Origin of the sequence: Lysinibacillus sp. FSL R5-0849, assembly GCF_038595075.1 — a bacterium.
Lineage (GTDB): Bacteria > Bacillota > Bacilli > Bacillales_A > Planococcaceae > Lysinibacillus > Lysinibacillus fusiformis.
Window position 1 is genome coordinate 2,723,730 of sequence record NZ_CP152004.1, and the last position, 22,448, is coordinate 2,746,177.

Annotated in this window: 16 protein-coding genes; 5 read left to right on the forward strand and 11 right to left on the reverse strand. The window is 35.7% G+C overall.

Translation table 11 applies throughout. The features are described 5' to 3' along the window. Positions 1-27: 27 nt before the first annotated feature. The 6 genes from MKY80_RS13400 to MKY80_RS13425 all read right to left on the reverse strand — a co-directional run bounded on the left by MKY80_RS13400 (position 28) and on the right by MKY80_RS13425 (position 15,536). Positions 28-3,861 carry a beta-ketoacyl synthase N-terminal-like domain-containing protein gene (locus tag MKY80_RS13400; protein WP_089986385.1) on the reverse strand — a complete coding sequence of 1,278 codons (3,834 nt, stop codon included), beginning with the start codon at positions 3,859-3,861 and terminating at the stop codon, positions 28-30. Then, positions 3,854-5,167, reverse strand: coding sequence for an MFS transporter (locus MKY80_RS13405; RefSeq protein ID WP_008178539.1), 1,314 nt, complete (start codon positions 5,165-5,167; stop codon positions 3,854-3,856). The genes MKY80_RS13400 and MKY80_RS13405 overlap by 8 nt, the downstream gene beginning before the upstream one ends. Continuing rightward, complete coding sequence (locus MKY80_RS13410) at positions 5,164-12,561, reverse strand: condensation domain-containing protein (protein WP_342529715.1); 7,398 nt, start codon at positions 12,559-12,561, stop codon at positions 5,164-5,166. The genes MKY80_RS13405 and MKY80_RS13410 overlap by 4 nt, the downstream gene beginning before the upstream one ends. Then, a complete protein-coding gene (locus MKY80_RS13415; RefSeq protein WP_258954726.1) occupies positions 12,554-13,276 on the reverse strand; it encodes a 4'-phosphopantetheinyl transferase superfamily protein in 723 nt (240 codons plus the stop codon). The genes MKY80_RS13410 and MKY80_RS13415 overlap by 8 nt, the downstream gene beginning before the upstream one ends. Positions 13,277-13,780: 504 nt before the next feature. Then, positions 13,781-14,374, reverse strand: coding sequence for a TRIC cation channel family protein (locus MKY80_RS13420; protein ID WP_342529718.1), 594 nt, complete (start codon positions 14,372-14,374; stop codon positions 13,781-13,783). Positions 14,375-14,615: 241 nt separating this feature from the next. Further along, positions 14,616-15,536, reverse strand: coding sequence for a helix-turn-helix transcriptional regulator (locus MKY80_RS13425; RefSeq protein WP_008178550.1), 921 nt, complete (start codon positions 15,534-15,536; stop codon positions 14,616-14,618). Positions 15,537-15,694: 158 nt separating this feature from the next. Between MKY80_RS13425 and modA the strand changes: the two genes are divergently transcribed. Beyond that, positions 15,695-16,480: a molybdate ABC transporter substrate-binding protein gene (gene modA, locus MKY80_RS13430; RefSeq protein WP_107922485.1), complete on the forward strand. Its 786-nt coding sequence runs from the start codon at positions 15,695-15,697 to the stop codon at positions 16,478-16,480. 3 nt (positions 16,481-16,483) lie between these two features. Continuing rightward, positions 16,484-17,140 carry a molybdate ABC transporter permease subunit gene (modB, locus tag MKY80_RS13435; protein WP_008178554.1) on the forward strand — a complete coding sequence of 219 codons (657 nt, stop codon included), beginning with the start codon at positions 16,484-16,486 and terminating at the stop codon, positions 17,138-17,140. A gap of 36 nt (positions 17,141-17,176) precedes the next feature. On the opposite strand, the gene moaD is transcribed toward modB, so the two are convergent. From moaD to MKY80_RS13460, 5 genes are read right to left on the reverse strand one after another with little or no spacing between them, the layout of a single operon-like run. Next, positions 17,177-17,410 carry a molybdopterin converting factor subunit 1 gene (gene moaD, locus MKY80_RS13440; protein ID WP_008178556.1) on the reverse strand — a complete coding sequence of 78 codons (234 nt, stop codon included), beginning with the start codon at positions 17,408-17,410 and terminating at the stop codon, positions 17,177-17,179. Beyond that, complete coding sequence (locus MKY80_RS13445; protein ID WP_107922486.1) at positions 17,407-17,883, reverse strand: molybdenum cofactor biosynthesis protein MoaE; 477 nt, start codon at positions 17,881-17,883, stop codon at positions 17,407-17,409. Before MKY80_RS13445 ends, moaD begins: the two co-directional genes overlap by 4 nt. After that, on the reverse strand, positions 17,880-18,404 hold the full coding sequence (mobB, locus tag MKY80_RS13450; RefSeq protein WP_052301741.1) for a molybdopterin-guanine dinucleotide biosynthesis protein B: 525 nt from the start codon (positions 18,402-18,404) through the stop codon (positions 17,880-17,882). The genes MKY80_RS13445 and mobB overlap by 4 nt, the downstream gene beginning before the upstream one ends. Then, positions 18,368-19,657 (reverse strand): gephyrin-like molybdotransferase Glp, encoded by a 1,290-nt coding sequence (glp, locus tag MKY80_RS13455; protein ID WP_239355160.1) that lies wholly within the window; start codon positions 19,655-19,657, stop codon positions 18,368-18,370. Before glp ends, mobB begins: the two co-directional genes overlap by 37 nt. Positions 19,658-19,670: 13 nt before the next feature. Further along, positions 19,671-20,687, reverse strand: a complete 1,017-nt coding sequence (locus tag MKY80_RS13460; protein WP_342533059.1) for a thiazole biosynthesis adenylyltransferase ThiF — start codon at positions 20,685-20,687, stop codon at positions 19,671-19,673. 175 nt (positions 20,688-20,862) lie between these two features. Here MKY80_RS13460 and MKY80_RS13465 point away from each other — a divergent pair, with 175 nt between their 5' ends. Genes MKY80_RS13465 through moaC form a run of 3 tightly spaced genes read left to right on the forward strand, consistent with a single transcriptional unit; the run spans position 20,863 to position 22,419 of the window. Then, positions 20,863-21,357 carry a MogA/MoaB family molybdenum cofactor biosynthesis protein gene (locus MKY80_RS13465; protein ID WP_089986366.1) on the forward strand — a complete coding sequence of 165 codons (495 nt, stop codon included), beginning with the start codon at positions 20,863-20,865 and terminating at the stop codon, positions 21,355-21,357. Continuing rightward, a complete protein-coding gene (locus tag MKY80_RS13470; RefSeq protein WP_171365059.1) occupies positions 21,354-21,944 on the forward strand; it encodes a molybdenum cofactor guanylyltransferase in 591 nt (196 codons plus the stop codon). The genes MKY80_RS13465 and MKY80_RS13470 overlap by 4 nt, the downstream gene beginning before the upstream one ends. Further along, positions 21,937-22,419 (forward strand): cyclic pyranopterin monophosphate synthase MoaC, encoded by a 483-nt coding sequence (gene moaC / locus MKY80_RS13475; protein WP_008178569.1) that lies wholly within the window; start codon positions 21,937-21,939, stop codon positions 22,417-22,419. The genes MKY80_RS13470 and moaC overlap by 8 nt, the downstream gene beginning before the upstream one ends. The last annotated feature ends 29 nt before the right edge of the window (positions 22,420-22,448 follow it).

Sequence of the window (22,448 nt, forward strand, 5' to 3'; positions counted from 1 at the left end):
AATGTTAATAGTCATTTCCCTTTCAACTCAATGCTTATTCAATAATAGAGACAGTGCCTCTTCTGATGAAATATCATCACTTTCAAATGCATCTAGAATATCGCTTAATTCATCTTTAGCGTTATAAAAATGATCACAGTATACAATTTGGTCTTGGAATGTAGGATTGCTATATAAATCAGAGATTTCAAATTTTAAACCAATGAATTTATTTTTAAATAAATGAACAAATCTTAGAGCACTTAAAGAACTTCCTCCTAAACTAAAGAAATTATCAATTTCTTTAATAGTTGAAATGCCTAAAACTGTTTTCCAAATTTCACGTATACTTGCTTCAATTTCAGATAGTGTAAACTCACTTTTCACTACTTCTTCTTCCATTGAAATACTTTCGTTTTGATTATTTTTTGAATGATTAAAGTGCTCTACTTCGCTCCAGAAACTCTCACCAAATGGGATTTTAATGACTGGTTTAAGATAATGGACTTGCTCTAAATCAAAACGTGAAATTAGACTCCATTCATAGCCCTTATTGAAGAATAAGTTCAATGAATTTTGGAAATCTACAAAATCAATCGGAGGTATGGCCGTATCACTTCCAAAATCTTTTTTATTATCTAGTATTAACGTAAAGTTCATCGTTTTACCTTTTATTCCTTTTTGATTCAAATACCCAGCCATTGAGTCTAAATATTGATTCACAGCGCAGCATTCACTTGCAGATTTCGTTCCCATTAAAGAAGAGATTGAAGAAAATAGTATAAAGAAATCTAATGGTTCTGGATTTAATTCCTTTTCTACTAAATAGGTGCCGATTACTCTGTTATGAATGCCTTTTTTGAATTGACTAAGCTTTAACTCTTTTATCCATAGATGGTAAAGTTGTTTGACCAACATAAACGCACCATTGATTTCACCGAAATCTTGTCTAATTTTCGCAAACGTTTCTTTAACAGCGTGTTCCTCAGTCACATCACACTCCATGATTGTAACTGTAGAACCTCGACTTTCAATTTCCATAATTGACGTCAGCTTATAAATCAACATGTCATCTTCTTCTTGATTATTCTCAATAATTTTTTCCCATTCCATTCGGTCTGGTAATAAATTTCTAGCCAATAAAATGATATTGACGTTTTGCTTTTCACTTAAAAACTTTCCTAATTGAACACCTAAATATCCTGTACCACCGGCAATAACATAATTTCCATTCTCTCTTACTATAATTTCATTGCCATTAAAGTCATCGCTTTGTCTTTCAATAACTTTTGTATATCTTTTTGATTGTCTAAATGCCACTAATTCTGGTCTATGATCTTTATCTTGTTGTAACTCTCTTAATAATTGGGAAGCAATGTCTTGAGAGCTTCCGTCCAAATCATGATCGATAGAGTAGGATGAAATAGTCGGTTGTTCCTGCGAGATAACTTTCGCTAAGCCAAAGGTTGTTACCCTAGCAGGAATTATTTTTTCATTGTTCTTAACTTGCTCAGTTAATGATGATATGACATTTAATTGAATTGGATGTGTCACCTCAAACTCTAATAACATTTTTGTTATATTGAATAGTGAGAAAATACCTTCTTCTTGGGATTTTTCCATATTTTCTTTTGATTCCATTGTTTCATCTAAATGCTTAAATGTGTAAGAGTGGATAATCCCTTTTAAATTTCTTAATTCTTCCAGACCTATATTTTCAAACAGCTTATACATATCTTTTTCAGAATTGATGTCAATACCATATTGTTCAGGTGTATATTGCACAAATTTATCTGCTTCAAGTACTTCAATTATTTTTATACCTAAAGCAGTCATTCTATTCTTTAGTGCAACTATATTTTCATCATCTTTATTCATAAAGTATAGCCAAGTCGTTCCTTCTTTTAATGCTTCATGTGTAGTCTCATTATCATGAGGATAATGTAACCATTTTTTCTCAAAGAACAGGTCTTTCGTCTGATTTCGGAATGTCTCTTTACTAGATGGCCATATTCTTTTTGTATTAAAAATACTGACTGGTAACGGTAGTAACTTCCCATCTTTAAATAATTCGCGACACTCCTCCATAATATTGTTACCTTCTAGATATCGCTTAATAAGTGCTTTATCTGCTGGAGATGTAGCGGTAAATTCATCTAAATTTTTAATACTATCAACTTTCGTTTCATGTTCATCAGCTAAAAATATACCTTGTGTATAAAAATTCCTCGGTACCTTTTCAAATGTTCTTACATTTAATAATCTTTCGACTTTTCGAAGTAGTTCATGACAATTGCTTGCAAAAATACATACTCTAGACTGCTCATGGCTTCTTCTATTATTGAATGTATAGGCTAAATCTTGAATACTGTAATTTTCATTATTTTTAAGATGAATAGCTAAGGTTTTTATTTGATCCCAAAGCGCTCTACGAGTTTTACTTGAAATAAACAATGGTGTCAATTTTTCAGTTAATTGCTCCTGTTTATTGTGTCGATACTCCTCCAGTATGACATGAACATTCGTACCACTTATGCCAATAGAATTCACACCTGCGCTTAAAATTTTATGTTCATCAAACGTTTTATTTTCTGAGCTAACTTTGAACGGCGTTTCTTTGAAGTTTATTTTAGGATTTTCTGCTGCAAAATGATTAAGACCAGGAACTGTTCTTTTTTCTATGGATAGTACAGCTTTTATTAATCCTGCAATACCTGCTGCATCACCCATATGGCCAAAATTCGACTTAATTGAGCCTAATTGACATTCCGTTGTCTTAGTTGATTTTTGTAGATAGGCCTTTTTAAGCCCCTCTACTTCGAGTAAATCACCTACTTGAGTCCCTGCGCCATGTGCCTCAACAAAATCAATATCATTAAATGATAACTTTGCATCGTCCAGAGCATCCATTATTGCTTTAGATTGTGCGTCAGGATTAGGGACTTGCATTCCATTTGATGCACCATCACTACTTATACTCGAACCCTTTAACACAGCATGAATGTGATTGTTGTCCTTTATAGCATCAGATAATCTCTTTACAACAATAGCAGCAACACCTTCACCTCCGATAATCCCATCTGCACTTTCATCGAATGGTGAACATCTATATTTTGTGCTCCTTACAACATAATCAGGTGCTTCCTCTTCCCAATACGGAAATAAATTCAAATTCACTCCCGCAACTACTGCTAAGTTACAATCCCCCTGCTTAAGCGCATTTTTAGCAACATGAACAGCAGCTAAAGAAGACGAACAACTCGTATTAATGGTCATAACTGGGCCTTTAAGATCAAATGCATATGATAAATGATAGCCCAGATTAGCAGGTATGTTTGAAATAAAAGCTCGTTCATCTTTTTCTTCAAATAAATTTAAATAATCAAATGCAGGATGAGGTGTGTGTGCTATAAATACGCCAGTATTTGAATCCTTTAGATGATTTTCCTTGTAACCTGCCATGTATAAGGACTCTAATGCCACCTGTAAAAACAGACGCTCTGCTGGCCCCATAAATTGAGCTTCATGTTCATTCAATCCGAATTGTTCAGGATCAAACTGTTCAATGCTAGATAGCCATGAGCCATAAGATCTTGGATCATTTGTTATATTATTTTTCAAATGGCTATACAATTCATGTAATTTAGGATTAGAATTAACAATCAATTCAAAACGCTCTTTTGAAAATTCAGTCACAAAATCCTTTTTATTTATAAGACCTGTCCATAAATCATCCAGATTGGAGACATTGGGAAATCTTAAAGACATACCAACAACTGCGAGTGGTTCACTTGTTTCTTTTTCTATTTCATCTAGTAAATTTAATGCTAAATTTGTATCTAATTTATTTTCTTCTACTAAACTTAATATTTTTTTAGACATTGTGCTGTACATCATTTTCTTCTCTCCTATCCAATTCTTTAATGTATTTTAGTTGAGCGAAAATTGCCACAGTTACTATAATTAAGCCTCCAGCTAGTAAGAGTAGCGTCCCATACACTCCTCGTTCTCCACTACCTAAATAAGGGATAATATTTACGTTTGAGGCAACTAATTTATCAGCAAGTATTCCTCCTAGAATATAAGCGAGGGGTAATGAAATCCAAGCGAATGTTCTAGCAATTGAAAAAACTCTTCCTAATAATTTGGGTTCTGTATGGAGTTGAATTAAAGTGAGTGTACCTGTATTAACCACTGGCAGTAATAACCCTAAACCACCCCAAAAAACTGCAATTAGCAGCATATTATTGAATAACCCTGTTAGCGTTATAAATACACCGATACCAAAATTGGAAATCAGTACTAACCATATTATGTGCTTCTTCAGCTTGATGAATGACATTAGTACCCCGCCTAATACCATTCCTCCGCCATATATAGAGCTTAGTAAGCCAAATTGTTCAACAGTTCCAAAGCTCAATATATATGGCTGTCCAACTACTTGATTGAACCCTAGTGCAAAATTTAAAACCGTGAATAATAGCACTAAAGTTAGAAGAGATTTATGCTCGATTAAATAATTGAAACCATATTTTAGATCACCTAAAATGGAGTTATTTTCATGGCTATCTTCATTGTCATTGTTCACTTTTACAGTTAATTTTGTCCAAAGTATTAAGAGAATAGGAATAGCAATACAATAAGTAACTAGCTCTGCACCAATGATATAGACAATACTTCCAAACCCCATTATTACACCACCAATTACAGGACCCAGAACATCACTAGTCGATGATGCCATAGAAAATACACCATTTGCTCTTGATAACATTTCTTTAGGCACTAGATTAGGTGCTAATGTTTGTAATGCTGGCGTTTGCATTGAGCTAACTATCGAAAGCGATATAGCACCTGCAATTACATGAACCATACTTATATTCCCTAATAAAAGGGAGGAGAAAATTATTGAAGAAATAATTAGTCCAATAATATCTCCTAATAATATTAATAATCGTGGACCTTTCCTATCTATCCATATTCCTATAAAAGGCGATAACACAATCGCTGGAAGAAATCCTGCAACTAAAACGACCGCAAAACTAGATACTTGACCTGTACTTTGGTAAGCCCAGACACCAAGCCCAAACCTTGCAACAGAAGAACCTAATAAAGATATAAAGTGAGTAGCTACAACCATTAAAAAGATTGTAAATCCTCTGTTTGTTTGTTTGCTAAAAGAAGTTATCATGTATTTTGGGGCTCCTTTGCATTTCCACTACATTCAACCAAAGCTTCTTCAAATTTTGATAAGAGAAGTTGAGCTTTTTCATTACTAATAACTTGTGTATCTACCTCTAAGCTTAGATTAAGTTTTCCATCCAAAATAAAGATGTTTATTTCCAAAATATTAGAAAGCTCATTATCAGGATGAATAGCAGGAGCCTGAGGAAGATTTGAGGAGTATTGTAGCACCCCGTCCCCTCCATTTTTACTATTTGTAGAAGTACTAATATCGTTATCAAAATCCCCTAAATAATTGACCAATATGGATGGTTGAATATGCGTAATGTTGTTATTTTCTTTGATCCATCTTGCTATCATAAAGTCCAATCCACTGCCTATTTCGCTCAATGATTGTCCAACTGTGTAAAGCATTTCTTCTAGCGTATTAATTGTCACCTGTAGTGGATACATCGTAGTAAACCAACCTATTGTTCTACTAAGATCTAACGCTGATTGGCGACTATTTCGTCCATGCCCTTCAAAGTTAAATAACACATCTTGTTGACCGAATAGTTGACTAAACGCTTGAGCAAATGTTACTGCAATCAAAACATCAGGTTTATAAATTTCTGAATGTTCTCTAGCATTTAAAAATTGCTTTGTACTTTCCTCACTCAGAGTTTTGGTTACATGATATCGATCCTTAAATAGATAATCTTTTCTGACAGGCTGAATGCATAATGGATGTACATTTTCCACATCTATATTTTCCCAATAAGAATGATTCGTGTGTAATTCTTTTTTATATAATTCTCCTATCCAATCAGAAAACTGCGTCATAGGGAAGCTGATTTTATCTTCGCCATTTACTATAGCTAAATAATTATTTTCTAATTCCTCTAATAAAACCCTCCATGAAACTCCATCAACAACTAGATGATGAATAAAGAATGTCAAAATAGGCTTCTTAGCTGTTAGGAACACTACTGCTCCTATTGGTAATACCTTTCCAAAATTAAAGTTATTTTGTAATTGGAATTGAATGTTCTCAATTTCCTCTTTTAGCCTACCCGGAGGTGTTAATTTTAGATCCTTCACAATGAGCTTAAATGTGTTTACTAAGCTTGGTTCAACAAAAGCCTTTGGTTTGCTCTCGTTCACATCGAACCATGTCATCAAGCTCTCATTAACCGAAATAATTGATTGGAAAGACTTTTCTAAAGCAGCTATATCCACTTTCTTAGGCAGTTCTACTGACATTAATAAGTTCCAATAGTGGGCATGTTTAAATGTTTGTTGGAAGAACCATCTTTGCATTGGAGCAAGTGGAATCTCCTTAGAACTTAATTCCTGCCATTCTTTTTGAATGTCCATTTCTTTAGTAGTGTTCATAGCTATTTTTCGAATACTTCTACAATTAAAGATATGGTCAATTTTCAAATTAATATTTTTTTCCTTTGCCTTTGAGATAAACTTTAATGCCTTGATGGAGTCCCCTCCAATTTTAAAGAAATCAGAATCAATGTTAAATTGACGGTCACTTAAAATCCCTTTTAGTATGGACAGCAATTCTCTTTCAATCTCTGTCAAACTACTAATATCATCTATCTGAACTATTCTATCGTCGTATAATTCAGGACTTGGCAGTGAAAGTCTATCTACTTTTCCACTATTAGACATTGGAATTTGTTCTATTTTTTGATAATACGTTGGAATTAATGATTCTGGTAAATATCGTAAAAGATGTTTTTCAAAATCCCTTTGATTAATCTCTTGTTGACTGACTAAGTAAGCACAAAGCTGTTCACCATCTTCATTTTTATATAGTTTAACTACGGCATCTTTAATACTTGGAATTTCTCGCAAATATCTTTCGATTTCTTCGAGTTCCACTCTGTGGCCTCGAATTTTAACCATATTATCTTTCCGTCCATAACAAACAATTTTACCGTTCGGCAATACTTGTCCTAAATCCCCTGTCTTATATAAATATCCTGATTGTAAATGATTAATATGGTTAGCTATAAACTTATTTCTAGTTAAATTAGGCTCTCCCAAATAGCCTAGGGCAACACTCTCACCACTTAATACGATTTCTCCAACCCCGTATGAAGGGACTAGCTGATTCTGATTATTCAAAATGTAAACAGACGTGTTATAAATCGGTAATCCGATTGGCGCATGAATATAATCTGAGTGTAAATCTTCCTCTGTTACTTCATGATAAATCGTTCCAACAGTAGCCTCAGTTGGCCCATATTCATTAATGATACGAGCATGAGGGAATTGATCTCTCAACGTTTTACATAAAGTTATATCTAAAGCTTCTCCCCCTAGAATGAAGCATTCTACATTTGGTGCAAATCTCTCATCCTCAATTAAATATTGGATCTGTTTAGGTGTACCCTTTATCGTTATGGTTTCTTTTATCTTGGCTACACTTTCAAAAGCCTGATCGATTTCCCCTTCACAGCAAATGATTTTTCCGCCCGTTATCAATGGAATAAACATTGAAGTAATTGTTAAATCGACAGATATGGAAGTGAAAAATGGCATATCTAACGATTTTCCAGTAGGTGAATAGTATGCAGTAGCCCAGTTTAAATAATTATTAAGATTTTTACCTGAAACAACTACACCTTTTGGCTTTCCAGTACTTCCAGATGTAAAGAGAATATATGCAGGGGAAGTTTTAGCAAAAGAATTTAACTCAATTTCCACATGCTTATCTAGATGAATACCTTCACTTAGCATATTTTTAGAGCTGCTTCGTTTATATTTTTCGCCCTTATCTTTAACAATGATCACAGCATCAAATCTAAATTGATTGAGCTCATTGCTTACAGTGTATGTCTTCTCCGAACATTCAATTTGTATATCTGCTCCTACATCACTGAGAAGCTCTTTTAAAATTTCTTCATTAATAAATAAATCTGTATCCCAATCTAATTTAGTATTCTTATCCATATTTTCTTCTTTAAATGCTTGTAAAGAAGAGACAAATTCATCTTTTGTATCAATATTTAATAAATCCCCCAAGAAAATTATTCCGCCCTCTTTTAAAGAGTCAATAGCTTTTTGAAGGACTACCTTTAAATAGCCATAGCTTGGGAAACAATGAATAACACTATTAATGACAACTGCATCTAATGCTGTTTCAAACTTCTTAAAGGCATGAGCCTTCGAAATGTCAAATTTAATATTGCTAAAGTTAGATTTCTGAGCAATCTGTTTATTCCTCTCGATAATAGAGGAAGATAAATCCATAGCTGTATACGTTTTTGTATATGGAGCAAGTGCAAATGTTGTCAAACCTGAGCCACAGCCAAGCTCTAATACATTTGAATCTTGAGGTAAATACTTTCTTATTTTGTTTACTGCGTTTTCCGCATACTCCTGCATTTCTAAGGCACTGAAAGCTTCACCTGTATAACTACTATTCCAACCACTAGCCTCTATTTCTGTTTTCTGTCCTTCTGCAAAATAGTTCCACAATGATTCGTTCATTAAATCACTTGAATCAACAACAGCACACTGATCTAAATCTGTTTCTCCTAACACCATAACCGTTTGAATATTCTTATTTTCAAATAACAGCCTATTACACAAGGAATAGAATTTCTTTTCCGAAATAATAAAGTTAGCTTGACTTTGTTTGATAATAGATTCAATTCTAGCTCTTGGGTTTTTAGGTGATACAGGTATAAATGTGACATTACTCATTAAACAAGATAAAATACCTAAAATAGCCGTTCTATTATTGTCAGAAATAATGACAGCATTTTTAACTTCACTGTTGCTGTTCAACAATTTTTCTGCTATTGATTTACTTCTATCTACTAACTCTTGATATGTTAATGAACCTGCGCTATCTTTCAATGCTGTTTTTTGTGGGTTCTTTTCTGCCATCATTAATATAGTAGTTAAAAAGTTTTTGCCATCCTCGACAAATTGACCATTTATAGCACTTTTACTTTTTTCTACATCAATATTAGTTAATTCATGCTCATGTAAAATCATATCTAGTATTTTTAAATACGTTTCAATTAATGAATCAATAAATCTAGATGAATAGACACCGTCGTAATACTCAAGATTACAGAATAGCTCTCCATTTGGTAATTCAACAAATTCGAATTCAAGATCCCATTTACTAGTTTTGTGTTCAGAAAGAATAGGTGTTAATTCTGCTTCATCAAAAGCTGACGTCGTATTTTTAAATTTAAAATTTTGAAGTGCCACGTTTATATTAAATAAAGGTGAACGACTAGTATCCCGAGGTAAATCTAACTTCTCCACTAATAAATCGAAAGGATATTCTTGGTGTTTAAAGCTATCCAATAACATGGTCTTAACATTTCTTAATAAAGTAAGGAAATTATCATGTTCTTCGTAATTAACCCTTAATGGGATAGTATTCGTAAATAAACCAATGATTTTTTCCAGTTCTTCATTTACTCTTCCAGATACAGGTGTACCGATCACCATATCTGTATCACCAGTCATCTGATTAATTAGTTTAAATACACTCGACACTAAAACCATGTATAATGTACTTTCATTTGTATTTGCAAAAGCTCTTAATTTATCTGCTAAGCTAGCACTAATATCAAATCTTGTAAGCCTTCCAGTATATCGGAAAGTGCTTGGTCTTAATTTATCGCCCGTTATTTCTGTAATAGGTAGACTTCCTCTTAATGTATCAAGCCAGTAATCTTCATGTTGTTTAAACCTACCACCTTCTATATTTTCACGTTGCCATGCAGCAAAATCTACATACGTATTTTCTATTTCCGGCAAGGTTTCATTATTACTACTATTGTACAAAGTGAAAAGTTCATCCGATAATAGTGATAATGACCAGCCATCTACAATAATATGGTGCATCATTAAAGCAAACAGACTTTTATTTTTTTCTGTTTTATACACAAATACTCTTAAAAGTGGTCCCGCTTCTAAATCATACGGAGTTTCTTTCCAACGATTTAGTTGATCCATTGCTTTTGCTTCTGCGTTATCTTCTATACTGAAATCTTTGTATTCAAATAAATAGTTTGGTTTTTGCAGTATTTTCTGTTTATTTCCATCCTCATGCTTTACAAATACTGTTCTTAAAGATTCATGTCTTTGTGAAAGTACATCAAATGTTTGGCGTAACCTCTCAATGTCAACTAACCCGTTAACTTTAAAAATAAATGGAGTATTGTAAACCATTTTTTGGTCTGTTAATTGTTCTATAATGCTCAATCTGTTTTGACCATATGATAATGGAAATTCATGGTTTTCTACACTAATTTGAGGTATGACTTCTGTCGATTCTGAATGTTCATTGTTTACTTGTTTACTTAGTTGTTCAAATGTAAGAAATACATCATCTAAGACAAAGTCTCTATTAAATTGTTTTTTCAAACGGGTAATAAATTGTAGTCCTGAAAGAGAGTTTCCACCTACTGAAATAAAACTATCCGTTTGCTTAATATTCTCAGTTTCTAAGATTATTTCTGCTAAACTAATGATTTCTTCAAGAGCTGTTTTTCCTTTTACCTCTATAGCTTTTACGCTAGCATCACTCTGTAACCAATAAGATTTTTCATCAAAGTAGTATGTAGGTAAAGAAATTTTGTGATTATTCTCATCCTGAAATTGTTTATGCCAACTACATTTTTCACCTGTAATAAAATTTTCTGCTAATTTTTTGATAGTGTTATCGTCATCGGTTGTCATATCAATAATTTTTTCCCAATTAGTCATATCAAGATTGACTAAATTTTTACAGGCACCTATTAGATCGTCCATTGTCTCAGCTATAATAGCTAATCTTATTTCATGATGCTCCCTACCTGTACACATCGTATATGCTAAATTACTTAGATTAATCGTATCCTCAGATAAATTAGAGAAATGTTCAATCGTACCTCGCAAAGATAATTCAGATTTTGCTGAAAAAGGAATGACATATGCTTTTCTTTTATGATCTTTGTTATGAATTTCAGCCTTCGTTGGAGCTCCCTCTAATAGTAAATGAACATTTGTACCATTAAAGCCAAAGCAACTTACACCAGCTATAATAGGTTCATTTTCTTTTTTATTCTCTTTAATGTTAAATGGTACTGTCGGAATAAAAACTGGCGAATTTACAAAATCAATATGTGTATTTGGTTCAACTAAATTTATTGTAGGTGGAACTACTCCTTTTTTTATTACATGTAGCGCTTTGATTACACCCGATAAACCTGCAGCTCCATCAAGTAAATGGCCAATATTTCCCTTCACAGAACCAATTGGTAAGAATTGTTTATCGTTATTACTTCGTTCAACTGCTTCTTGAATGCCTTTTATTTCAATAGGATCACCTAAATGAGTACCTGTGCCATGCGCTTCAATGTAGTCAATTTGCTCAGGCTTAATGCCCGCTAAATCCCATGTTTCAGCTAATAAATCCGCATGTGCTTTAGGATTTGGCGCCGTAATACCCGCTGAAGTCCCATCATTATTTACCTTAGAGGCAATTATAACAGCGTGGATATTATCATTATCTTCTATTGCTTGATCTAAAGGTTTTAATAACAGGGCTACTGCCCCTTCTCCTCTTCCTATCCCACTAGCTGAGTCGTCAAAAGGTTTACACTTTTGTTGCTCAGACATAATACCCGCAGCATTCATAAACAGTTTTTCACTATTTATTGGATAAGGGAAAATATTAACACCGCCGACTAATGCCGTTTCACAATCATTATTCATTAAACCCACACAGGCCTCATGAATTGCCAACATGGAGGAGGCACAGGTAGCATTCACAACATAAGACGGTCCTTTTAAATTAAAAATATAAGAAATTCTTGAAGCCGTAAAAGCAGGAATATTTCCTGGAACACTTAATGGTGTGAATTCAGCCAATCCTTCAGAGTAATTGGTCATAGCTGCTGAAATGTAAACACCGGTATTTGAATTTTTTATTCGACTCCCTGCGTATCCAGCATCTTCAAAACATTGGTATGCGATTTGAAGAAATCTACGCTGTTGTGGATCCATTACTTTTGCTTCAGCAGCTGAAATATTAAAAAATCCAGCATCAAATTTATCAACTTCATCTAGCCACGCTGCATCCCAAAACGGCTTCTCTTTTGAAATTTTAAGTTTTTCCATATTATTAACAAGGAACCCCTCACACAACGATCTCCTACTATCACTTAATTCTGTTATTTTGTCCTGTTCATTGCTTAAAACATTCCAAAATTCATCAAAATTTTTAGCACCGGGTAATTCTGCAGAAATGCCGATTATGGCAATTTTTTTATCAACTTTCGGTTTAGACTCACTTTTAATTTCATTCACCGATTCAATGATTTGCTTCGCTGCGTCTTTTGTTAGTTCCTTATTTTTAAGAAGATTTAAAACTTGAGGTATTAATTTACTCATAATATTTATCCTCCTCTAATATTAGATTATTCAAAAAAATTTTTTCTAAGGCCGAAAACTCTTTTATCTTTAGTTGTTGCTCTGATGGAAATACATTCACTTTACTACATACGGAAATTTTATAACCATTAATCAAGTTATATTGCTTGAAATAATAAGGATACGGACTAATATCTTGTACAATTGAAATTTCATTATGACTAGTCTCAATGCTGAAAGAATCTAAAGGAATGCTTAAACCTAGTCCAATATTTTTCACAAAAGCTTCCTTCAAAGTCCATAAGTCATAAAAACGTTCTTTTTTCATTTCAGTTGGTGTTTGATTGTACGAAGCGTATTCTATACTCGAAAAATAATTTTTAATTATTTCATCTTCGTAATTATCTTTCATTTCTTCAATATCAATTCCTACATCACAATTGCCAATGATACCTATAACCCATTCACCTGAATGAGAAATGTTAAATTCATAATCCCCATTGATACAATATGGCTTCCCATATGTATTCGTTTGGATATTTATGTCGGAAGGATGACATTTCAAATACTTCATCAATAAATATTTCATCAACAATTCGGATAGTAAGGACCTATATGCATCTATTTTATTTAAGTAAGCTTCTATTCTTCTTGCTTTTCTTGTACATACAAAATTCATTAGTTCAGAATAATTTGAAATATGTACAGGTACTTTAATTAAACAAATTTCTATCACATATCACGCCCCCAAAATTTTATTCATAACCTCAGAGTGATAATTCCTTAAAATTACAATAAAGGATATTAACTTGTAAAAATAAAGCTATTTTCCATTTATAATATTAAACACCATGGAATAAATAGTCAATAAATTACCCACCAAAATTTATAAAAAATACCAATTCAGTTATATTTAACACTAATTATTCTTAGTCTACGAGTATTTCCATAGAGTCTTGTTAACACTTTAAAAAATCACAAAAAAAAAGGATTCTACCCATTTAGAATTCCTTTTAAAACAAAATTATACTATGTTGATAGTTATAAACATGAATGTTTATTGAACAAATATTAGAATGTTCGATTACTAAGATCTATTACCAATCCAACACCAGCAGAGGAATATCCTTTATGATGAAAAACAACATCATAAATTAAACGTTTAAATTTCCCTTCTTAAAACCATTTGTACTAGATACAGCAAATATTCTTTCATTTAAAGTCCACAAGAGAATTTGGGTTAATGCAAAAATTTCAAAGGAAACTTCAATTTATTATTCACAGATAACATTCGAATGACCACAATGAAAATAACGATAACTGATAATTCAAGCGGACTGCTCCACCCTGCCCAAATACAAAGCCCACAGACAAATGTTAAGACGGCATGAATCTCTTCTCTTAATGCAAGAGGCGTTCTACCAGCCAATAAGTCCCGAATCATGCCACCGCCAACACCCGTAAACATGGACGCTATAATAATGATCCCTAGATCGTGATCTAGGCTTTTGGCTAATAATCCACCCTGTATTGCGAAAGAAGCAAGACCAATTGAATCAAAGAAATAGCCCCAGCGGTTCCAGTGATGTATCCAATTTCTTTTCACAAATAAAATAGTTGTCAGCGTCACTAAAACGACTAGAAAGGATTGTCGCTCCCATATATCGGACACAGGTATATCAAGTATAACGTTGCGAATAATGGACCCACCATAAGAGGTTGTTAGGCCAAGTACAAATATACCAATAAAAGAGTATTTGGCCTGTAAGGCGACAAATGCGCCGCTAATTGCATAGGCAATAATGCCAATAATGTGTAACACTGTCCACGTCATCTGATCCAACTCCTTTTGTTTACAGCAAAAAGCCCACCATAAAATAGTTGCGCATCTTTGACGCCAACTATTTTATGGTGGGCTAATATCCTAGCAGTTTTACCTACTAAATTATCCATCTCACCAAATCTTCATTTGAAATTTCATAGACGTTCTGCAATGTACAGAAAACACAACGACCATAAAATTTCCAAGTAAAATTGTAAACCATTTATGCTAGAAATACAAACGATAATTTGAGTTACAGTGTTTCATAGATGACCTGACCCATTTGAGAAACATCATAATCTCCTAATGCAGCCACTTCAGATTGGAAATCTGCTGAAGTCAAAATCTCCTTCACCGTATCAATTAATTGTTGATTGTCAGGTGTTTTTAACAGCACAATATCATAGCGCTCTCTAATAACAGGAATAAAATCAACGTTTACTAGTTTAGCAATTTTCTCAACCCCTATGCCAACATCTGCATGCCCATTTGCTACAGCCGATGCGACATCGAGATGGCTCATTTCTTCTTTGTCATACCCATCAATCATAGACGGAGCTATGTGATGAATGCGCAATTGCTCATCCAATAAAGTACGTGCACCCGATCCTTTCTCACGATTGATGAGCGTAAATGACTTGGTCTTAAAGTCTTTAAAGGATTCTAGTTGGAGAGGATTTCCTTGCTGAACATAGAAACCTGCTCTACGGGACACTACATTAATGAGCAAAAAAGGATGGCTCACAAAAATCTTTTTTACATAGGGTGTATTGTAGTCTCCTGTGTCCCCATCAAACATATGTAAACTGGCTATATCGCATTCCCCGTTATACATCGCCATGATACCATTAAAACTACCTTCATGAGATCTCAATACTTTACTAGACTGTCTTTTTTCCATGTATTTTGCTAATACATCTAACACTACATCTTGTCCACTAATAATCATTTTTGGAAGTTTTTTTGTTTGCCTAGCTACTACTGGCGTCGATGCGGCATTACCTGTCTTACGTTTTTGTATATAGCCCTGTAAATCAGCACGGTCCACCCTCATTTGGCGTCCTACTCGGAAAACAGGCAAATCTCCTTTTTTCACTAAATCATAGACCGTTAATTTCGAAACCTTTAATAATTGTGCAACCTCTTCAATTGTATAGGATTGTTCTTGTGACATATCATTCTCCTCCTATAAGCCTCTTCTTACATGGTAACTTATTTATTTACGTGTGAACATCTTGAAATTTCCTACCAATTACAGGTTTCTTTTTCACTTATAACTTATTATAATTAGTTATGTCTTGTTATAACGAGTTATAAAAGGAGAAAAATAAAGTGAAAAAATTTTATAGTTTCTTTGCATCCATACTCATTCTAGTTGGTCTATTAGCTGCTTGTGGAAACGAAGAAAAAGATCCGCAAGTAAAAGTGCCAATTGAATTAACCATTTCTGCGGCTGCTAGTTTACAAGATGCCCTAGAAGAACTAAAAACAGCTTATGAAAAAGAACACGATACAATTAAAATTCTCTATAACTTTGGAGGTTCTGGCGCATTACAGCAACAAATTTTACAGGGTGCTCCTGCAGATCTTTTCTTTTCGGCAGCCGAAGATAAATTCGATGCGCTTGTAGAAAAAGAGATGATTGATCCTAATCAGGGGGTGGATCTTTTAGCAAATGAATTAGTATTAATCGTTCCTAAAAAAAATGACAAACAAATCCAATCCTTTAAAGATTTAAAACAAGCAGGAAAAATTGCATTGGGTACACCTGAAACAGTGCCTGCGGGGCAATACGGTGTGGAAACGTTAAAAAATATGCAATTGTGGGAGTCACTTGAATCCAAGGTAGTGTATACAAAAGACGTACGCCAAGTCCTTACTTATAGTGAAACAGAAAATGTAGATGCAGGAATTGTTTATAAAACAGATGCGCTTGTATCAGATAAGGTCGAAGTCGTTGCAACTGCAGATGATCAAATACACACACCAATTATCTATCCTGTTGGTGTCATTAAAAATAGTAAGCATGTACAAGAGGCTGAAGATTTTTATCATTTCTTACAAAGTGATGAAGCAATGGAAGTCTTTAAAAAGTATGGGTTTAAAGGAGCACAATAAAGGATGGGTACCGATTTTTGGTCTCCTCTTAGGCTTTCGATAGAAATTGCCTTTGTTGCTGGTATCATTGCTATATTGGCAGGTATTTTAATGGGCAAATGGATGGCGACCCATCATTTTAAGGGGAAGCTATTACTGGAAACGGTTTTGCTGATGCCCTTAGTATTACCTCCAACTGTAGTAGGTTTCCTGCTCATCGTTATATTTGGCAAGAATAGTTTATTAGGAAATCTAATTATTTGGCTTTTTGATCAGCCTGTCATGTTTACATGGTGGGCAGCCGTCATTGCCTCTACCATCGTTGCCTTTCCCTTAATGTATCAATCGGCGAAAACGGGCTTTTCTTCGATTGATTGCGATATTGAGCATGCAGCACGTGTGGATGGGGCTAACGAATGGCAAGTCTTTATGTTCGTATCCATTCCACTTGCATTAAAGGCTCTTGTTTCAGGAGGAATTTTGAGCTTCACTCGTGCATTAGGTGAGTTTGGGGCCACATTAATGTTTGCGGGTAATATTCCAGGAAAAACCCAAACAACGCCATTGGCTATTTATATGGCCATTGATTCGGGGAACATGACCCTTGCCTGGACATGGGTTTTGTGCATGATCGCTATTTCTTTCCTAATGCTTCTTAGCATTCATATTCTAAAAGTATAAAAGAGGTAGCTGGTTTAAACAGCCACCTCTTTTTCGTCATCCCCCACTAATAGGTGGAATAAAAGCGATTGTGTCACCTGATCTAACAATGGTTGTATCCATTGCAAATTCCTCATTAATGGCTGTCATCATTTGCTGCAATGTCAATTGAGGATAATGCTGTTCCATCCATTCTTTTACTTGAGCAACCGTCACGTCTGACAGTTCTACTGATAGTGTTGACGCACCAACCGCTTCTTGTAAATGAGCAAATAATAAGATATTAATCACAATTTTCCCTCCTCATCAATCGCGGGTTTTCCTTCAGAATACGGGACATTTTCTAATTGATCCCCGATCCATTGTGTACCATCTTCCCAATGTTCTTTTTTCCAAATGGGCACAATCTGTTTAATGCGGTCAATTGCATATTCATTTGCCAAATAGGCTACTTTTCGATGTGGGGATGATACCGCAATGACTACGGCAATATCCGTAATATCCAATCGCCCTACACGATGTGTAATCGCTATTTCTGCTTCTGGCCATTGCAGCTTTAGTTCCTGTGCAATTTGCTCAAACATTTTAATTGCCATAGCTGGGTATGCTTGATATTCCAAGTACAATGTTTTCTTACCTTGTGTGATTTCACGTACAGTTCCGATGAACAGCGTAATCGCTCCAGCATTTCGACTAAGTACTTTGTGCCGTACCTCCTCCACATCAATCGGCTTATGAATAATTTCAAACATGGCTGTCGTCATAGTTTTTCCCTCATTTCATTCAACAAAAATTCCATATATTCTGTTTCTTCATTAATAGAAAAGCTTGGAATCCTTAGGTTTTGATCAATTGGATAGCTCGGCCAATAAATTACACAAAGGATATTAGACATTTGTTGTAGTAACAGATAGTCCTGTGCTGTTCGTAGTAATACGACTTTTGGGTAATCTTCTCTTTTATATCCTTCAATCAAAATAATATCCATTGAAAAGTTAGCATAAATCGCAAGTATATCAGCAAGCTGCCAGCTATGTTGGTGAATACTTAACCGTAAAGTACCTTCCCCTTCTACTGCTGAAACACGAGCACCTGCCTGTTCGTGTCTACTACTATCCTTCGAAGAATTTTCTACCGGTGCTCCACCATGCCCGTGATGTTTAATGGTCCCAACTCGTAGCCCTTCTGACGTGGCTTGCTTGATTAATTGCTCCATCAAAGTCGTTTTTCCGCTATTTTGATAGCCAACTATCTGTATGATTTTTCGATGGTGTTCCAAGGCCACTCACTTCCTCGCAAATCTTCTAGCAATAAAACTGCTACCTGCATGTCTTTTTCATAGCCACGGGAGCCACCAGGTAAGACAATAAATGCATTAGCTGACGCTAAAGACGAAACGGCACTCGATTTATCAAAACCAGATGGCACAGCTACTAGCTGACCATTTTCATAATATGCACGAGCTCTTACAAAGCGAGTAAATGGATTGGGCTTTGTAAAATCTGCCCCTAAAATAGCTTGCTCTCTGCGGACATGTGGCTGTTGATTGCCAAATGCTGTGCGAATAATAGGGCGTACAAATAGCTCAAAGCCCACATAGCATGCTGAAGGATTACCGGAAAGTCCAAATAATAATTGATCATTTCTAGCAGCAACTGTTGTTACACTTCCTGGACGCATCGCCACCTTATTAAATAATACCTTAGCGTCAATAGCTTGATAGATAGCCGGTAAATAATCATAATCTCCAACGGAAACGCCTCCCGTTGTCAGTAAAATATCGACTTCCTGTAATGCTTTTTCAACGATACGAATACATAAATCAAGATCATCGCTAAATTTGCCAAAGTATCGAACTTCTGCACCTGTACGTTCAATTTGTGCCATGATCATATAAGCATTGCTATTTCGAATTTTTCCTGGCTGTAAAGATTCCTCTGGCTCTAGTAACTCACTGCCAGTGGCAATGACACCTACCACTAATTTACGAAAGACAGGCACTTGCGCATAGCCGAAGGTAGCTAGTAAGGCCATGACACCGGGGTTAATATATTGTCCTCTTTCAATTAGAACAGTATGCTGCTGTACATCTTCACCTTTATAAGAAATATTAGTGCCTGCTGTAAACGCCCGTTTAATCGACATAAATGTTTGCTGATGTTCCACGAATGTCTGGGTTAATTCTAGCATTACAACTGCATCGCATCCTTTTGGTATTGGCGCCCCCGTCATAATGCGTACTGCTTGGCCAAATCCAACCTCATCCTCGTAAACAAAGCCAGCACCAATTTCTCCAACGACTTGAAATATGGCTGGCTGTGCTGATGATGCTTCTTGACTATCGATAGAACGAATGGCATAGCCATCATAAGGGGATCGATCAAAGGCTGGTACGTCATGATCGGCGACAATATCCTCCGCAATAAAGCGTCCATATGCCTGTGATAATGGCACAAACTCCTTTTTGGCTTGAAAAGCATAATCCATTACACGATGTACAGCTTCTGACACTGGAATTGGTTGTCTCTTTTCTAACATTTGGCACACTCCTTTATCCTAATAAACGATAGTAGATGGTTTTTGCTTGTTGGATCTCCTGAATTCCATGAATCACTACACGCCCATCCTGAAAAATAACAATGCGATAATCTTCTGTTTGGCAAGATAGCAAATAAGGATTAATTTGAATATCACCATAGGTACGAAGTTGGTCTGCCAACTGTTCTAAATTGTAGTGAGTCGGATTTGGCGGTCGGATTTGTACCGCATCACGACCACAAAGCACCTCTAGTTTTGTTTGATTTTCATAAGCTAAAGATGGATACGTAGGATGGTGACCACAGGTTGGACAATCATCCTGACGCATTTTATCTACGTTAATTTCATATTGTTGATTTTGCCAAACATCAAACGTCAAATAGCTTTTTCGTAAGGCCTTTTCATCGCCCACTAGCAGTTTTAACACCTCTGCTACTTGATATGCCGCTACTATTTGGACAGTAGGGCTAATAATTCCTACTGTATCACAGGTCATCCCTGTTTGAGGCATTACCTTTAACAAACATCGTAAACATGGTGTTTTCCCTGGCACAATCGTATAGATAGCCCCATAACTACTTACACAGGAACCGTACACCCATGGAATACGATGCTGTTGTGCTAGATCGTTCATCAAAAAGCGGACATCGAAATTATCAGTGGCATCTACCATGACATCTATATCGTCTAGCAACGGTAGCAATGATTCTGTACAGGCATCCATAATAGCAACCTGAATGGCCACCTCTGCATTAATTTGTTGCAGTCGATTTTTCGCTGCGATCACTTTCGGCAATTTCTCTTGTGCGTCTTGCTCCGTATATAATTGTTGTCGTTGCAAATTACTCCATTCCACATAATCTCGATCAATCAGCGTCAATCTCCCAACACCTGCACGCACGAGTGCTTCTGCACTAGCACTCCCTAGGGCGCCAACCCCTATGATGAGGACATGTTTTTGTTTCATTGCCTGCTGCCCTGTTTGTCCAATAGGGCTAAATAATTGTTGTCTCGAATATCTATTATTCATGAGCATTTTGCCTTTCCTTCTATGAATTTTCGTTTGACCTTTTCGTCGATAGCATTATAATAAAGTGAAACTTACTCAGAAAATTTTTCTCTATTTCGTGTTCGTTCCTCACTTCACGAATGGAGCCTTTTTTGTGAAAAACTCCAATAACGCAAGAAAAGGAGGTCATTCTACCTTGCATCCTACACATCATCAACAACCCATCCATGCGGCCATTTTAACTGTGAGTGATACACGGACAAAGGCAGATGATTTAGCGGGTCAGCGCATTCTTTCTTTACTTCAAGAGGCTGCTTTTGAAGTAGTTGACTACCAAATAGCAAAGGATGAACCGCTTGAAATCTCAGAACTTATTCATCAATGGTGCAATCATGCCAACATCAATGTCATTATCGTCACTGGCGGAACTGGTTTTACACCAAGAGACCAAACCTACGACACCATTTCCCCTCTTTTTGAAAAAGAAATGATGGGGTTCGGAGAATTATTTCGAACGTTAAGCTATGAGGAAATTGGTCCAAAAGCTATGTTTAGTCGGGCCACAGCTGGCAGCCGCCATCAAACGGCTATTTATGTTTTACCGGGTTCTACTAATGCTGTGACATTGGCCATGACCAAGCTTATTTTACCGACCGTACAACATTTTGTTGGAGAATTGAATCGTCTATGAACGTTGCAGGTGTTATCTTAGCTGGTGGTCAATCCTCTCGGTATGGTCAACCGAAAATGTTTGAGACGTTTGAGGGGCTGCCTTTATATAAGCATAGCCTCAACGCTCTCCAAGGAAATCAGCTACATCCTTTGGTGATCGCTACAAACGCTAGCCTGCAACCAAGTTTTGGTCCTGAGAATGTACAATGGATCATAGAACAGCAGCCCCATCAAGGGCCACTTTTTGCCCTGCATCATATACTGACAGCTTTTCCTGAGGTAGAATGGTTTTTTGTCGTCGCTAGTGATATGCCCTATATGAATGCACCTTTTGTTGAAGAGATGCTAGGCAATATCAATGATTCTTATGATGCGATTGTTCCAAAACAAAATTCACGCTACCAGCCATTAGCAGCCTTATATCGACGCACTGCCCTACCCTTAGCAAAACAATTGATGGAACAAAACAAACGGAGTATGAAAGTGCTTTTAGATCAGCTTCGTGTTAGTTATGTTCCTTTTAATGAGAACTGTCCAACATTTATTAATATCAATGCTCATCATGATTGGCTACAAACAGTTACAAAGGAGTCTAACAATGAATAATTTTACCCACTGGAACGAAGCAGGTCGTCCCAAAATGGTCGACATATCTGAAAAAGAAATAACAACGCGTTCAGCCATAGCACGCAGTACCATTACATTATCCAATGAGGTCTATCAGGCCATCCAGCAAGGGGGTATCAAGAAAGGTGACCCTACACAAGTCGCTCAAATTGCAGGTATTATGGGCGCTAAAAAAACGGCAGATATCATCCCAATGTGCCACCCTATTATGCTACAGGGCACGGATCTGCAATTTGATTATCAGAAAACGGATCTTGGTTATGAGCTACACATTCAAGCTACTGTCAAATGCAATGGAAAAACTGGTGTCGAAATGGAGGCCCTTACAGCTGTGTCCATCGCTGCCCTCACTTTTTACGACATGTGTAAGGCGGTTGATAAAACGATGGTCATTAAAGAAACCTATCTTGTAGAAAAAACAGGCGGAAAAAGCGGTGCCTTTACGCATAAATAAACAGAAAAAATTCGGCATCTTGCCGATTT

Coding starts and splice junctions, on each gene's coding strand:
- MKY80_RS13400 (WP_089986385.1), bottom strand. CDS start 3,861: ATGTCTAAAAAAATATTAAGTTTAGTAGAAGAAAATAAATTAGATACA.
- MKY80_RS13405 (WP_008178539.1), bottom strand. CDS start 5,167: ATGATAACTTCTTTTAGCAAACAAACAAACAGAGGATTTACAATCTTT.
- MKY80_RS13410 (WP_342529715.1), bottom strand. CDS start 12,561: ATGAGTAAATTAATACCTCAAGTTTTAAATCTTCTTAAAAATAAGGAA.
- MKY80_RS13420 (WP_342529718.1), bottom strand. CDS start 14,374: ATGACGTGGACAGTGTTACACATTATTGGCATTATTGCCTATGCAATT.
- MKY80_RS13425 (WP_008178550.1), bottom strand. CDS start 15,536: ATGTCACAAGAACAATCCTATACAATTGAAGAGGTTGCACAATTATTA.
- modB (WP_008178554.1), top strand. CDS start 16,484: ATGGGTACCGATTTTTGGTCTCCTCTTAGGCTTTCGATAGAAATTGCC.
- MKY80_RS13445 (WP_107922486.1), bottom strand. CDS start 17,883: ATGACGACAGCCATGTTTGAAATTATTCATAAGCCGATTGATGTGGAG.
- glp (WP_239355160.1), bottom strand. CDS start 19,657: ATGTTAGAAAAGAGACAACCAATTCCAGTGTCAGAAGCTGTACATCGT.
- MKY80_RS13460 (WP_342533059.1), bottom strand. CDS start 20,687: ATGAATAATAGATATTCGAGACAACAATTATTTAGCCCTATTGGACAA.
- MKY80_RS13470 (WP_171365059.1), top strand. CDS start 21,354: ATGAACGTTGCAGGTGTTATCTTAGCTGGTGGTCAATCCTCTCGGTAT.
- moaC (WP_008178569.1), top strand. CDS start 21,937: ATGAATAATTTTACCCACTGGAACGAAGCAGGTCGTCCCAAAATGGTC.